16 protein-coding genes are annotated in these 14,040 nt (G+C 57.2%); 5 read left to right on the forward strand and 11 right to left on the reverse strand.

Translation table 11 applies throughout. From position 1 onward, the window contains the following. Nucleotides 1-14: 14 nt before the first annotated feature. Genes mdcE through mdcA form a run of 5 tightly spaced genes read right to left on the reverse strand, consistent with a single transcriptional unit; the run spans nucleotide 15 to nucleotide 4,465 of the window. Nucleotides 15-815, reverse strand: a complete 801-nt coding sequence (gene mdcE, locus KW828_RS16380; protein ID WP_218337395.1) for a biotin-independent malonate decarboxylase subunit gamma — start codon at nucleotides 813-815, stop codon at nucleotides 15-17. After that, entirely contained in the window at nucleotides 812-1,648 is an 837-nt protein-coding gene (locus KW828_RS16385) for a biotin-independent malonate decarboxylase subunit beta (RefSeq protein ID WP_218337396.1), read from the reverse strand. The genes mdcE and KW828_RS16385 overlap by 4 nt, the downstream gene beginning before the upstream one ends. Then, nucleotides 1,641-1,940, reverse strand: coding sequence for a malonate decarboxylase acyl carrier protein (mdcC, locus tag KW828_RS16390; protein ID WP_072571269.1), 300 nt, complete (start codon nucleotides 1,938-1,940; stop codon nucleotides 1,641-1,643). The genes KW828_RS16385 and mdcC overlap by 8 nt, the downstream gene beginning before the upstream one ends. Nucleotides 1,941-1,949: 9 nt before the next feature. Further along, the gene (locus tag KW828_RS16395; RefSeq protein WP_218337398.1) at nucleotides 1,950-2,810 is read right to left on the reverse strand and encodes a triphosphoribosyl-dephospho-CoA synthase; all 861 of its coding nucleotides are present in this window, start codon (nucleotides 2,808-2,810) and stop codon (nucleotides 1,950-1,952) included. Then, entirely contained in the window at nucleotides 2,810-4,465 is a 1,656-nt protein-coding gene (mdcA, locus tag KW828_RS16400; RefSeq protein WP_218337400.1) for a malonate decarboxylase subunit alpha, read from the reverse strand. Before mdcA ends, KW828_RS16395 begins: the two co-directional genes overlap by 1 nt. 270 nt (nucleotides 4,466-4,735) lie before the next feature. On the opposite strand from mdcA, the gene KW828_RS16405 reads away from it, so the two are divergent. From KW828_RS16405 to KW828_RS16415, 3 genes are read left to right on the forward strand one after another with little or no spacing between them, the layout of a single operon-like run. Further along, a complete protein-coding gene (locus KW828_RS16405) occupies nucleotides 4,736-5,752 on the forward strand; it encodes a hydrolase (protein ID WP_218337401.1) in 1,017 nt (338 codons plus the stop codon). Next, nucleotides 5,753-5,971, forward strand: a complete 219-nt coding sequence (locus KW828_RS16410; protein ID WP_072571265.1) for a YheU family protein — start codon at nucleotides 5,753-5,755, stop codon at nucleotides 5,969-5,971. A gap of 23 nt (nucleotides 5,972-5,994) precedes the next feature. Next, nucleotides 5,995-6,864 carry a phosphoribulokinase gene (locus tag KW828_RS16415; protein WP_072571264.1) on the forward strand — a complete coding sequence of 290 codons (870 nt, stop codon included), beginning with the start codon at nucleotides 5,995-5,997 and terminating at the stop codon, nucleotides 6,862-6,864. A 180-nt stretch (nucleotides 6,865-7,044) separates the two neighbouring features. Here KW828_RS16415 and KW828_RS16420 read toward each other — a convergent pair whose 3' ends face one another. Continuing rightward, on the reverse strand, nucleotides 7,045-7,449 hold the full coding sequence (locus KW828_RS16420; protein ID WP_088220939.1) for an OsmC family protein: 405 nt from the start codon (nucleotides 7,447-7,449) through the stop codon (nucleotides 7,045-7,047). 305 nt (nucleotides 7,450-7,754) lie between these two features. On the opposite strand from KW828_RS16420, the gene crp reads away from it, so the two are divergent. Together crp and KW828_RS16430 are read left to right on the forward strand one after the other, a co-directional pair. Continuing rightward, complete coding sequence (gene crp / locus KW828_RS16425) at nucleotides 7,755-8,387, forward strand: cAMP-activated global transcriptional regulator CRP (RefSeq protein WP_000242758.1); 633 nt, start codon at nucleotides 7,755-7,757, stop codon at nucleotides 8,385-8,387. Between the two features lie 53 nt (nucleotides 8,388-8,440). Continuing rightward, complete coding sequence (locus tag KW828_RS16430; protein WP_218337468.1) at nucleotides 8,441-10,525, forward strand: YccS/YhfK family putative transporter; 2,085 nt, start codon at nucleotides 8,441-8,443, stop codon at nucleotides 10,523-10,525. 81 nt (nucleotides 10,526-10,606) lie between these two features. Here the strand turns inward: KW828_RS16430 and KW828_RS16435 are convergent, their stop codons facing one another. The 5 genes from KW828_RS16435 to ppiA form a co-directional block, all read right to left on the reverse strand. After that, entirely contained in the window at nucleotides 10,607-11,827 is a 1,221-nt protein-coding gene (locus KW828_RS16435; RefSeq protein ID WP_218337403.1) for an aspartate aminotransferase family protein, read from the reverse strand. 88 nt (nucleotides 11,828-11,915) lie between these two features. Next, nucleotides 11,916-12,479: an aminodeoxychorismate synthase component 2 gene (pabA, locus tag KW828_RS16440; protein ID WP_218337404.1), complete on the reverse strand. Its 564-nt coding sequence runs from the start codon at nucleotides 12,477-12,479 to the stop codon at nucleotides 11,916-11,918. Between the two features lie 110 nt (nucleotides 12,480-12,589). Next, complete coding sequence (locus tag KW828_RS16445; protein WP_218337406.1) at nucleotides 12,590-13,192, reverse strand: putative adenosine monophosphate-protein transferase Fic; 603 nt, start codon at nucleotides 13,190-13,192, stop codon at nucleotides 12,590-12,592. Further along, complete coding sequence (locus KW828_RS16450; protein WP_218337408.1) at nucleotides 13,182-13,352, reverse strand: YhfG family protein; 171 nt, start codon at nucleotides 13,350-13,352, stop codon at nucleotides 13,182-13,184. Before KW828_RS16450 ends, KW828_RS16445 begins: the two co-directional genes overlap by 11 nt. 107 nt (nucleotides 13,353-13,459) lie before the next feature. Continuing rightward, nucleotides 13,460-14,032, reverse strand: a complete 573-nt coding sequence (gene ppiA, locus KW828_RS16455; RefSeq protein WP_088220946.1) for a peptidylprolyl isomerase A — start codon at nucleotides 14,030-14,032, stop codon at nucleotides 13,460-13,462. Nucleotides 14,033-14,040 lie beyond the last annotated feature (8 nt).

Below are 14,040 nucleotides of genomic sequence, written 5' to 3' on the forward strand. Positions count from 1 at the left end.
TCTTTTTTTACTACTTACCAGCTCTGGCGCATGCGCTCCCGCACGATGGACGAGCTGCGACGGTTGTCGGCACCGAGACGGTTTTTAAGCGTGGTGTCCTGACGGGCGTCGTGAATGGCCTGTTGCAGCGTGGTGCTTACCTCCGCCAGATCGGCATCGGAAGGCGCATCCGGGTTGCTGATGTTCAGCAGATGATCCAGCAGCCCCAGGGTGGCATAGTTGCTGATGTCATACGCCATCGGCGGAATGGTCGCCGCCAGTTTTTCCAGCGCCTCGACGGTACGCAGCGTGATACGTGCGGCAGACGCTTTACCCATCGCGTGGATCAGCACGCCGCTGTCGTTGAAGGCGATCAGGCGGTTGGCCTGGTAGCCGTGCGCCAGAAACGCACCGGACATGGCTTTGCCGACGATAAGACCAATCACCGGGTGACCCGCCAGACGGGCATTGGCGTAAGCCCCCGCCGCACCGGCCAGCGCCTGATGAATACCAAACGCTTCTTCGCGACGGCCATAGGCCTGGCTCGGCACATCAATCACCGCCACAATCGGACGTTTAACCGGTTTATCGGCGTCGGCGGCGATGGTTTCGCTAACCACTTTTGCCAGCGTCCAGCCTTCCAGCAGCCCCAGTTCACCTTTAGCCGCGCGGGGATAGTGATTGTGCGCATCCGGTACCACGGCGATAAAACGTGCCGCTTCACCGTTAATTTCACCGTCAGCCACCTGTACAGACGGGCATAACCCGCTCAGACGTGATGCGTTGGGCGCCAGTTTTTCAAGCCATAATGCGCCACGGCTTACTGTCGTATTCATGCTTTTTCCTCCCCGGCAAAGAGCGCTTTGATCTGTTCGGCATCGGCCTGTTTGCGGGTGTCGAACTGGGTCAGACGATCCAGATACCACTGGTAGTTATCGGTGCGATGTTTTTCCGGCACGCCTTTGGCGATAAAGTCGTTCATCGCGCCTTTCACGGCATTCACCCCATCGCCAACCAGCGCATCCGCAAACCCGCTTTGATAACGGACTTCACCGCCGGTCATGCTCCAGATAAACGGACGATCGCGGGAGTCGTACTCGTCGATCCCGGCTTCCTGTTCGATAACCTGTGGACCGTTCAGACCGAGACGCGCCTCGCGGGTGACGATCAGGTAGCTGCACAGCGCGGCTGCAATCGACATACCGCCGAAGCAGCCCACGGTACCGGCCACGATGCCGATAACCGGCGTATAACGACGCAGATCAACAATGGCAGCATGAATATCGGCAATCGCCGCCAGCCCCAGATTGGCTTCCTGTAAGCGTACACCGCCGGTTTCGAGGCACAGTACCGCCTGCGTCGGGATGCCGTTGCGGTTATCTTCCGCCGCTAACTCCAGCGCCGCCGCCATTTTCGCGCCGGACACTTCGCCCATGCTGCCGCCCTGGAAGGTGCCTTCGATGGCAATCACCACCGCCGGCTGACCGTTAATCGTGCCTTTCGCCACGACCATGCCGTCATCGGCCTGCGGCACGATGCCCTGCGGCCCAAGCCACGGAGAAATAATGCCTTCAAACGGATCAAGCAGTTCGCGATAGCTGCCGTCGTCCAGCAGCGTGCGGGCGCGTTCACGCGCTTTTAATTCGATAAAACTGCGGTCATTACGCATGGCTCACCCCCTCAAAAACCTGTTCGATACGAATGCGGGCCACGCCAGGCGTCGCACCAAAATCGTGGATCACCAGCTTGCCGGACGGCAGGCTGCCTGCCAGGGTGAGACGGTTAAACAGCGCTTCCCAGCGTCCGCGGCTGTTGTCCACGGAGGTAGTAATATCAACAGTGAGCGTCTGCTCCTGGTCGGCGGTAAAAAGCACCTCCATATCCCCGGAGCCAACGACGCCTGCCAGTGCTTTACCGCTCAGGGTGCGGCTGGCAGGCAAAGAGATCGTAATGTGTTCCATAACATCCTCTTAATCAGATAAATAGGGCAAGGTCGCGATACGATCGAGCAGTAGCGTGGCGGCGAGTAAATCAGCCGCACCGCCCGGCGAGGCGTTAAGCGCCAGCATCTGCGCATCCAGTCGCGCCAGAGCACGCTGGCCCGCAGGCTGCGCCGTGCCGCCGGCTGACAGCACGGCTTTTGCGCCATCGCGCATGGTTTCAAGCCCGGTCATCCCGGCGCGGTTCAGCACGCAGGTATCGCAAAGCGAGGTCATGATCGCCATCAGCGCATCGAGCCGCGCCTGGGTTTCAGTACCGCCGCGTTGACGGCTGGCATGCAGTTGCGGCAGCGCCAGTCGGACGATGTGCGGAAAACCCTGCTGCGCCTCTTCCCGCGCGCCCGGTACCCGGTAACGGTGAGTGGCGCGCAGCCCCTTGCTAAAGACTTTCGGCGCGGCGGCGTCCGGCAGTTGCGCCAGCTGTGCGGCGACATTCGCTATCGCCTGTACAGAGGCGTTGCCGCCCAGCATCGCCGCCGCGCTGACCAGCAGGCCCAGCGCCCAGATCGCGCCACGGTGCGTATTTACGCCGCCGGTAGCAGCCATCATCTGCTGTTCGCCTTCGCGGCCGAGTCGCCCGATAGTTTGCCGTAGCGCAATGTCTGCCGGACGTTGCCAGCTTTGTTGCGCCAGGGCATGAAACGTAGGGGTCAGGCTACGCGCGGAGCACTCCATCAGCGCCAGCGTCAGGTCGTGATGCGCCCCATTCCCCCGACTGTCCACCAGACCGGGCTTCGGGCTTAACCGTGCTTCGTCAATCAGACACTGGGTGGCGGTTCGCGCCAGCCATTCGGCACCTCCGCAAGCTTCAATCTGTGGCAGATGTTTCATTACCAGCTCCGGAATTTTGCAGGCGGGTTATAAAGACCGTCAGACCATTCCACCAGATCCGCCACGCTACCGGCTGCCAGCAGCGAACGAGTGGCGTCGGTGCGGCGGATGCCAATATCTTCCGGGTAAACCACTTTGCCGCTGCGGCGCAGGTCGGCGACACGTTTTGCGTCCACGCCAAGACCAATATCAGTGATCCCGGCAACGGCGGCGACCATCGCGCGGCGCTCCTCCATGCTATCGGCACGATAGAGGTAAGCGATACCTTCTTCCGTCAGCACGTGCGTCACGTCATCGCCATAAATCATCACCGGGGCGAGTGGCATACCCGAGGCTTTCGCCACGTCGATGGCATCGAGTTTTTCCACGAAGGTCGGTTTTGACCCGGCCTGGAAGGTTTCCACCATCTGCACCACCAGTTTTTTACCGCGCTGCATGGGATCGGGTTCGGTGATCATGTTGAGCCATGCCGGAGTGGCATGACGGCGACCATGCGGATCGTGGCCCATGTTTGGCGCGCCGCCGAAACCGGACAGACGACCACGGGTCACGGTTGAGGAGTTGGCATAGCCATCAACCTGTAAGGTCGAACCGATAAACATATCGACGGCGTACTGCCCTGCCAGCTGGCAGAACGCGCGGTTGGAGCGCATGGAGCCGTCAGCACCGGTGAAGAAAATGTCCGGACGGGCGCGGATGTACTCTTCCATCCCCAGCTCGCCACCGAAGCAGTGCACGCTTTCCACCCAGCCGCTTTCAATCGCCGGGATCAGCGTTGGATGCGGGTTCAGCGTCCAGTGTTTACAGATTTTGCCTTTCAGCCCCAGCTGTTCACCATAGGTGGGCAGCAGCAGTTCGATGGCGGCGGTGTTAAAGCCGATACCGTGGTTCAGGGACTGCACCTGGTGCTCGGCATAGATGCCTTTAATGGCCATCATCGCCATCAGGATATGTTCCTGTTTGATGAGGCGCGGGTCGCGGGTAAACAGTGGTTCGATGAAGAAAGGTTTGTCCGCTACCACCACGTAGTCGATCCAGGAACCCGGGATGTCGACGCGCGGCAAGTCGCATTCGTCATCCACCAGTTCGTTAACCTGGGCGATGACGATACCGTCACGGAACGCTGCGGCTTCGACCAGTGCAGGCGTGTCTTCGGTGCTCGGCCCGGTGTAAAGGTTACCTTTGCGGTCAGCTTTGTAGCCGGCGATCAGCGCCACATTGGGCGACAGATCAACATAAAGACGAGAATAGAGTTCGATGTAGGTGTGGATCGCGCCGATCTCCAGCAGGCCATCTTCCAGCAGCTGCGAAATGCGCAGGCTTTGCGTACCGGAGAACGAGAAGTCGAGCTTACGGGCGATGCCCTTTTCAAAAATATCGAGGTGTTCGCTGCGGCCAACGCTTGGCATGATCATGTGCAGATCGTGCACTTTCTGCGGGCTGACTTGGGCGAGGGAGCGGGAAAGGAAGTCCGCCTGTTTTTGGTTATTGCCTTCCAGCACCACTTTGTCGCCGGGGGCGATGAGTTTTTCCAGCATGGCGACCAGGTCGTCGGTCGGCAGCACTTTGCCTTCTACCGGGACAGAAGCCAGACGACGCTGTTTCTCAGTGCGTCGTGTGTTCCATACCCGTGCAGGCGTTTGCCCTGATAACATTATTAACCTCCTGATTCAGCACATCATTTTGATTTGCTTAACACTGCACTAAGTGTGCGCTGTGGTGATAAAGTCATCAATTAAGCCCTGTGCTTAATCATTAGCCTGAGAGTAATAATCAATGTGACAATTTGTGATGGAGATCAGGAAAAGGAACGCAAAAAGCCTCTAAGGCAGGCAAGACGACAGGACTGGAAACGCAATTTCATCCTCAGCAACGCGGTTTGTGAGTATAGTAGGCGCAGACTACGAGGAAGATATTGCACGCATATGTCTCAGACAACGCCCTTAGCTATTTCAGACAATCCCATCGATAACCTGTCTTTTCGCCCGCTGCCGGGCGCAGGCAATCCACACCTGCAAACCATGCTGCCGCGCCTTATTCGTCGTCGACTCCAGTTCACGCCTCAGTGGCAGCGCCTGGAGTTGCCGGACGGCGATTTTGTCGATCTCGCCTGGAGCGACGATCCGCACGCGGCAAAACATAAGCCCCGGCTGGTGGTGTTCCACGGTCTGGAAGGCAGCCTGCACAGCCCTTACGCCCACGGTTTGATCAATGCCGCCCGCGCCCGCGGCTGGCTCGGCGTGGTGATGCATTTTCGCGGCTGTAGCGGCGAACCTAATCGCCTGAAGCGCATTTATCACTCCGGGGAAACGGAAGACGGCACCTGGTTTTTACACTGGTTACGCCGTGAATTTGGCGCCGCGCCAACGGCGGCGGTGGGGTTTTCGCTCGGCGGTAATATGCTCGGCTGCCTGCTGGGTAAAAACGAGCCTGATTTGCCGCTTGATGCCGCGGTGATTGTTTCCGCCCCGCTGGTGCTGGAAGCCTGTAGCTATCATATGGATAAAGGCTTTTCGCGCTTTTATCAGCACTATTTGCTGAACCTGTTAAAAGGTAACGCGATGCGCAAGCTGAAGGCGTACCCGGATTCGCTGCCGGTGGATCTTGCCCGCCTGCGGCGTATGCGCCGTATCCGTGATTTCGACGATCTGATCACCGCCCGCATTCACGGGTTCACCGACGCCATCGACTATTATCGTCGTTGCAGCGCCATGCCCGTACTGCCAAACATTCGCAAGCCGACGCTTATCATTCACGCCAAAGATGATCCATTTATGGATCATAATGTTATTCCGGCGGCGGATTATTTACCGCCTAACGTGGAGTACCAATTAACAGAACATGGCGGGCACGTGGGCTTTGTTGGCGGGACGCTGCGCCGCCCGGAAATGTGGCTTGAAAAGCGCATCCCCGACTGGCTGACAACATATCTGGAGGCGTAAATGATTATCCCCTGGCAGGATCTGGCAACCGAGACGCTCGACAGCCTGATCGAGAGCTTTGTCTTGCGCGAAGGCACTGATTATGGTGAACATGAGCGTTCACTTGAACAAAAGGTCGCCGACGTTAAGCGCCAGCTGCAAACCGGAGAAGCGGTGCTGGTGTGGTCTGAACTGCATGAAACGGTGAACATCATGCCGAAGAAGCAGTTTCGCGAATAAAACCAGTTTTAGGGAGCGTTGCTATGTCAGCCAAACATCCGGTGATTGCCGTAACGGGGTCCAGCGGGGCCGGAACGACCACCACCAGCCTCGCGTTTCGTAAGATCTTCGCGCAACTGGATCTGCGCGCCGCCGAAGTGGAAGGCGACAGCTTTCACCGTTATACGCGCCCGGAAATGGACATGGCGATCCGTAAAGCGCGCGATGCGGGGCGGCATATCAGCTATTTCGGCCCGGAAGCCAACGACTTTGGACTGCTGGAGCAGACCTTTATCGAATACGGACTGACCGGCACCGGCCAGTCGCGTAAATATCTGCATACCTATGATGAAGCCGTGCCGTGGAATCAGGTGCCGGGCACGTTCACACCGTGGCAACCGCTGCCAGAACCCACCGACGTGCTGTTTTATGAAGGGCTGCACGGTGGCGTGGTGACGCCGCAGCAGGACGTGTCGCGCCATGTGGATCTGTTAGTGGGCGTGGTGCCGATCATCAACCTGGAGTGGATCCAGAAGCTGGTGCGCGATACCAGCGAACGCGGCCATTCCCGTGAAACGGTGATGGATTCGGTGGTACGGTCAATGGAAGACTATATCAACTTCATTACGCCGCAATTTTCCCGCACGCACATTAACTTCCAGCGTGTGCCGACCGTCGATACCTCCAACCCCTTTGCCGCGAAAGCGATCCCGTCGCTCGACGAAAGCTTTGTGGTGATCCATTTCCGCAATCTGGAAGGCATCGATTTTCCGTGGCTACTGGCGATGTTGCAGGGCTCATTCATTTCCCACATCAATACCCTGGTGGTACCGGGCGGAAAAATGGGGCTGGCGATGGAGCTGATCATGCTGCCGCTGGTGCAGCGGCTGATGGAAGGGAAGAAGATCGAGTGATTTTTGTGCCGGATGGCGCTTCGCTTATCCGGCCTACCCCAATCTGTAGGCCCGGCAAGCCTTGCGCCGCCGGGCATTGATTTCTTTGCCGGATGGCGGCGTGAACGCCTTATCCGGCCTACAGGTAAAGCATTTTGTAGGTCGCGGAATCGTAGCGCCACCCGATACGCCTTATCCGGCTCAGCCTTCAACTACCTCAAACGAATGGGTGATAGTGGCGGCTTTTTCCAGCATCAATGCCACCGAGCAGTACTTCTCGGCTGACAGATCCACGGCGCGGGAGACAACTGCGTCTTTCAGGTCTTTACCGGTGACGATAAAGTGCAGGTTAATGTGCGTGAACAGGCGTGGCGCCTCTTCACGGCGCTCAGAGGTCAGTTTAACTTCGCAGTCCGTCACGTTGTGACGCCCTTTTTGCAGAATAGATACCACGTCAATCGCGCTGCATCCCCCGGCGGCCATCAGCACCATTTCCATCGGGCTTGGCGCTTTATCACCGGAATTACCGTCCATCAGGATTTGGTGGCCTGAAGCGGACTCGCCCAGGAACGTTAAACCCTCAACCCATTTCACTCTTGCTTGCATTTTATTCACTCCGGCGCGGTAAATTTCCCTTCAGATTACGCGCACATAACAAATCTGGCAACGGAAGGCGACCTGCATCATGCTGAAGCGAGACACCAGGAGACACACGGCAAAAGCTATGCTAAAACAGTCTGGCTGCTACAGTAATACATTGACGTTGTACATGTATGCAGACGACATCAAACATTAAAGGCTGGATTTTCGAACGGCCACTTCCCAGGAACAGGGAAGCATATGATTGCAACCCCAGACGCAGCGTGTTGATCCTGCTTCTGGAGCCAGCTTATAACAGAGGATAACCGCGCATGGTGCTTGGCAAACCGCAAACAGACCCGACTCTCGAATGGTTCTTGTCTCATTGCCATATTCATAAGTACCCGTCGAAGAGCACGCTGATTCACCAGGGTGAAAAAGCGGAAACGTTGTATTACATCGTTAAAGGCTCAGTGGCAGTGCTCATCAAGGATGAAGAAGGTAAAGAGATGATCCTCTCTTACCTCAACCAGGGAGATTTTATCGGTGAACTGGGCCTGTTTGAAGAAGGTCAGGAGCGCAGTGCCTGGGTACGTGCAAAAACCGCATGTGAAGTGGCAGAAATCTCGTACAAGAAATTCCGCCAGCTTATCCAGGTGAACCCGGATATTCTGATGCGCCTCTCTTCCCAGATGGCGCGCCGTCTGCAGGTCACGTCTGAGAAAGTGGGTAACCTCGCCTTCCTCGACGTAACTGGCCGCATCGCGCAGACGCTGCTGAACCTGGCCAAACAGCCTGACGCCATGACCCACCCGGACGGTATGCAAATTAAAATTACCCGTCAGGAGATCGGTCAGATCGTTGGCTGCTCCCGTGAAACCGTAGGCCGCATCCTGAAGATGCTGGAAGATCAAAACCTGATCTCTGCACACGGTAAAACCATCGTGGTTTACGGAACCCGCTAAGCCCCTCAAACGGCGTATTGCATTTGCAAGACGCCGTTTTTGTTTGCATTCTCATGTGGCGCAGGCTGATTTATCACCCGGAAATCAACTACGCACTGCGACAAACGCTGGTGTTGTGTCTCCCTGTGGCTATCGGCCTCGCTTTAGGACACCTGCAACAGGGTTTACTCTTCTCTCTCGTTCCTGCCTGCTGCAACATTGCCGGACTCGATACCCCGCACAAACGCTTCTTCAAACGCCTGATCGTTGGCGGCTCGCTGTTTGCCGGCTGTAGCCTCGCGGTGCAGCTGTTGCTGGCGGAAAGCATCCCCTTACCACTGATCCTCGGCGGGCTGGCGCTGCTGCTTGGCGTGACGGCGGAGATCAGCGCGCTGCACGCGCGTTTACTTCCCGCATCACTGATCGCCGCCATCTTTACGCTAAGCCTTGCCGGAAACATGCCGGTGTGGGAGCCGCTGCTGATCTACGCCTCCGGCACGCTATGGTATGGGCTGTTTAACTGGCTGTGGTTCTGGATGTGGCGCGAACAGCCGCTGCGCGAATCCTTAAGCCTGCTCTACCGTCAACTGGCGGAATACTGTGAAGCCAAATACAGCCTGTTAACCCAGCATGCTGATCCGGAAAAAGCGCTGCCGCCGCTGCTGGCGCGTCAGCAGAAAGCCGTGGATCTGATCAGCCAGTGCTATCAGCAAATGCACATGCTCGCCGCTAATCAGCATAACGACTACAAGCGCCTGCTGCGGGCATTCCAGATGGCGCTGGATTTACAGGAACATATTTCCGTCAGCCTGCACCAACCGCAGGAAGTGCAGAAGCTGGTGGAGCAGAGCCATGCCGAAGCGGTGATCCGCTGGAATGCGCAGGTTGTCGCCGCACGGCTGCGGGTACTGGCAGACGACATCCTGTATCACCGCTTTCCCGGTCGCTTTAATATGGATAAGCAGGTCGGCGCGCTGGAAAAAATCGCCCACCAGCACCCGGATAACCCGGTCGGGCAGTTCTGCGCCTGGCACTTCAGCCGTATCGCCCGGGTGCTGCGCACGCAGCGGCCACTGTATGTGCGCGATCTGATGGCGGATAAGCAGCGTCGCCAGCCGTTGATCCCCGCGCTCAAAAGTTATCTGTCGTTTAAATCCCCGGCACTGCGCAACGCGGCGCGCATTGCTGTCATGCTCGCTATCGCCAGCCTGATGGGCATCGCCCTGCATCTGCCCAAGCCATACTGGATTTTGATGACGGTGCTGCTGGTGACGCAAAATGGCTATGGCGCGACGCGGGTGCGAATTCTGCACCGCGCGGGCGGCACCATGGCGGGGCTGATTATTGCCGGGATCACCTTGCACTTTCATGTACCGGATGGTTATACGCTGCTGGGTATGCTGGTGATCACGCTGATCAGCTACCTGATTATTCGCAAGAATTATGGTTGGGCGACCGTTGGCTTTACCATCACGGCCGTGTATTCACTCCAGCTGCTGACGCTGAGTGGCGATCAGTTTATTGTCGCCCGGCTTATCGATACGCTGATTGGCTGCCTGATCGCCTTTGGCGGTATGGTCTGGCTGTGGCCCCAGTGGCAGAGCGGGTTGTTACGGCAGAATGCTCACGACGCGCTGGAGGCTGATCAGGAGGCCATCCGTCTGATCCTCAGCGACGATCCGCAGCCCACGCCGCTGGCGTACCAGCGGATGCGCGTCAATCAGGCACACAATACGCTGTTTAACTCCCTCAATCAGGCGATGCAGGAACCGGGCTTTAACACGCATTATCTGGAAGATATGAAACTGTGGGTGACGCACAGCCAGTTTATCGTCGAGCATATTAATGCGATGACCACGCTGGCGCGTGAGCACACCATGCTGACGCCGGATCTGGCGCAGCGTTATCTGGAATCCTGTGAAATTGCGCTCCAGCGTTGTCAGCAACGGCTGGAATATGACGGGCCGGCAGCCTCAGGGGATGCCAATATTCTGGAAGCGCCGGAGACGTTAACCCATGGCCCGATGAGCACCCTGGAACAGCATCTGCAACGCATTATCGGACATCTGAACACCATGCACACCATTTCGTCGGTGGCGTGGCGTCAGCGTCCACATCACGGCATCTGGCTGACGCGGACAGGAAAGCAGAAACACTAAGACCTTCGCCGGGGGCGCTTTCGCGTACCCGGCCTGCGAGTTTCCCGGCCCGTGCAAACGCAGCGCCGCCGGGCAATACGGTTAGCCGTGGACGATTTTCGCTACCGCCGCGGCAAAACGTTTCATCCCTTCGTCGATGTCACGCTCTTCCACCACCAGCGACGGCGCAAAACGCATCACGTCCGGCCCGGCATTCAGTACCATCACCCCTTCGCTGGCAGCGGCATGCAGAAAATCGCGCGCGCGGCCACGGTATTGCGGTTGCAGTTCCGCGCCCACCAACAACCCCATGCCACGAATATCGCTGAACACGTCATATTGCTCGCCGATCGTCTGAAGATGTTTCACGAAGCGCTGGCGTTTTTCGCCTACGCCCTGCAACACCTCCGGCGTATTGATAATATCAAAGGCCGCGCCAGCCACCGCACAGGCCAGCGGATTGCCGCCATAGGTTGAGCCGTGAGAGCCGACATGAAACGCGCTGGCGATTTCCTGGGTGGTCAGCATGGCGCTCACCGGGAAACCGCCGCCCAACGCTTTGGCGCTGGTGAGAATATCCGGCGTCACGCCGTAGTGCATATAGGCAAACAGTTCACCGCTGCGCCCCATGCCGCACTGCACTTCATCAAATACCAGCAGCGCCTGATGTTCATCGCATAGCTCGCGCAGCCCTTGCAGGAATTCCGGGGTCGCCGCGGTGACGCCGCCCTCGCCCTGGATCGGCTCCACGACCACGGCGCAGGTGTGATCGTCCATCACCGCTTTGACCGCATGCAGATCGTTAAACGGCACGTGGATAATGTCTGCCGGTTTTGGTCCGAAGCCATCCGAATATTTCGGCTGCCCGCCCACTGACACCGTAAACAGCGACCGCCCGTGGAAGGCATTATGGAAAGCGATGATTTTGGTTTTATACGGACTGTGACGGGTGGACGCATAGTAGCGCGCCAGTTTAAAGGCTGTTTCGTTCGCTTCGGTACCGGAGTTCATAAACAGCACGCGCTCGGCAAAGGTGGCCGCAATCATTTTACGGCCCAGGCGCAGGGCCGGTTCATTGGTAAAGACATTGCTGGTGTGCCACAGGGTTTCGCCCTGGCTTTTTAACGCCTCAACCAGTGCCGGATGGCAGTGACCGAGCGCCGTGACGGCAATACCGCCCGCAAAATCAACGTACTCTTTCCCCTGCTGATCCCACACGCGGCTGCCCTTTCCTTTTACCGGAATGAACTCAGCGGGTGCATAAATCGGCAGAATAACGTCGTCAAATGTTGCGCGGGTAATTGCATTTTTTTCAGTTGCCATGTGTCACGCCCATCCATTCTTAGCTGTATTAATCATGAAAATATAAGCAGGAAATATGCATAAAAAATCACAACAAGGCAACAAATAATCACCGCGACAGGAAATTAGCCAGCAGTTCGTGCCCCTGTTCGCTGAGAATGCTTTCCGGGTGAAACTGCACCCCTTCCACATCCCATTCCCGGTGGCGGATCCCCATGATCTCCTGGGTTTCGCTCCAGGCGGTCACGTCAAAGCAGTCAGGCAGCGAGGCGGGTTCGATCACCAGCGAATGGTAGCGGGTGACGGTTAACGGATTGTTCAGTCCCTGAAACACGCCCTTCCCCGTATGGGTAACCGGCGAGGTTTTGCCGTGCATCACTTTCTGCGCCCGCACAATGCGCGCACCAAACACCTGCGCAATCGCCTGATGTCCCAGACACACGCCCAGCAGCGGCAGCTTGCCGGCGTAATGGCGAATAACGTCCAGCGATACGCCGGATTCGTCCGGCGTACAGGGGCCAGGCGAGATAACTATTTTTTCCGGCGACAGGCTGTCAATTTCGGCAAAGGTAATCACATCATTACGCCTGACTTCGACCTGCGCCCCCAGCTCGCAAAAATACTGGTACAGATTCCAGGTAAAAGAGTCGTAATTATCGATAAGCAGGATCATGGTGGGGATCTTTCAGTCAAAAAATGCGATGCCGGGATTGTACCTGTTTTATCGCCCGGCAGCGCAAGCCAGCCGGGCTTACACATCATAATGCGCCGCCGGGCATTGGTTTACTCGGCTTCTTTCGCTTCGCTGACCACCTTGCTGAAGATGGTGGTCAGTGCAGAGAGATCGCCCATTGCGCCGCTTTGATTCGCCGCGCTCCAGGCATCCGGCTTGATACCGCGCCAGTCGAGCGAAAAACCGGCGTGGATCGCCAACTGCTCAAAGAAAATGCGCTGGGCAATACCGTTGCCGATGCGGAACGGGTGCAGCACGTTAATTTCGCAATAGTAGTGCACAAGGCGTTCGGTGAAAGCGTCTTTTTCCAGGCCCTGTAACCAGTTTTCCACCTCCAGTTCCTGCATCAGGGCGTTGCCCTCTTTTTCGATGTAATCGAAATGGCAGAAACGTGTGTCACCCTGATAGATGTCCACCTCACGGATGTCGCCAGCCCAGTCAAAAATATCCTGATACAGGTGGTGGTGAATGGCACACAGATGCGGCAGGCCAGGGGTATCGGTGCCTAACGGCAGCGTGGCGGCGCGCAGCGCGGTAAATTCATACGCGGCTTCTTCCAGACGCTTCGCCTGACGAATGCCAAGCTTATTGCGCATGACATTAAGGCCAGGATAAAGATAGGGATCGCGCCCGTCGCCAAACTTATCGCTCATGGTTCCCCCTTAACGCTTCAATGCGTGCGTTCGCTTCATCGGCGCTCAGTTTAATCTCTTCACACTCGACGCCTTCAAGCCGTCTGCTGGCCTGAAAATTGACGTTACGCTGCTGCTCCCAGAGACGGGATTTTTGCCGGTCGGTGAGTTTTTTAGGCATGACGCCTCCCTGTTGATGTCGCCCATGAGCCACAAGTATAAGCGGCAATCTGGCGTTGCGCAGGGAAGCAAAGAGGAGCACGGGCAGCACAGGCCCGTGCAAAACGCTTACGGCAGGACTTTCGCGGAAAGGATCAGAACTGGTTTGGTCGGCACATTCTGGTATGGGCCGACATCGTGCGTCTGCACCTGAGAAATTTTGTCTGCCACATCCATACCTTTCACAACCTTACCGAATACCGCATAGCCGAAATCGCGCTGTCCGTGATCGAGGAAGGCGTTGTCCGCTACGTTTAAGAAGAACTGGCTGGTCGCGCTGTCTTTATCCGCAGTGCGCGCCATCGCGATGGTGCCGCGGGTATTACGCAGGCCGTTATCCGCTTCGTTTTTGATCGGCGGGTTTGGCTGTTTCTGCTGCATCTGCTCATTGAAGCCGCCGCCCTGCACCATGAAACCTGGGATCACGCGGTGGAAAGTGGTGTTGTTATAAAAACCACTGTTCACATAGCTGAGGAAGTTCTGTACAGACACCGGTGCTTTCTGGCTATTCAGCTCCAGTTCGATGTCACCGGCAGACGTGGTCAACAGAACATGGGGATCACCTTTTGCTGCCAGCGCAGCCGGGGAAATTGCAGAGAGAGCAAATACAGCTGCGACAGCCGCCAGAGTCATTTTAACCATGAGAATTC

Origin of the sequence: Enterobacter sp. ENT03 (assembly GCF_019218745.1) — a bacterium.
In the GTDB taxonomy this organism is placed as follows: Bacteria; Pseudomonadota; Gammaproteobacteria; order Enterobacterales; family Enterobacteriaceae; genus Enterobacter_D.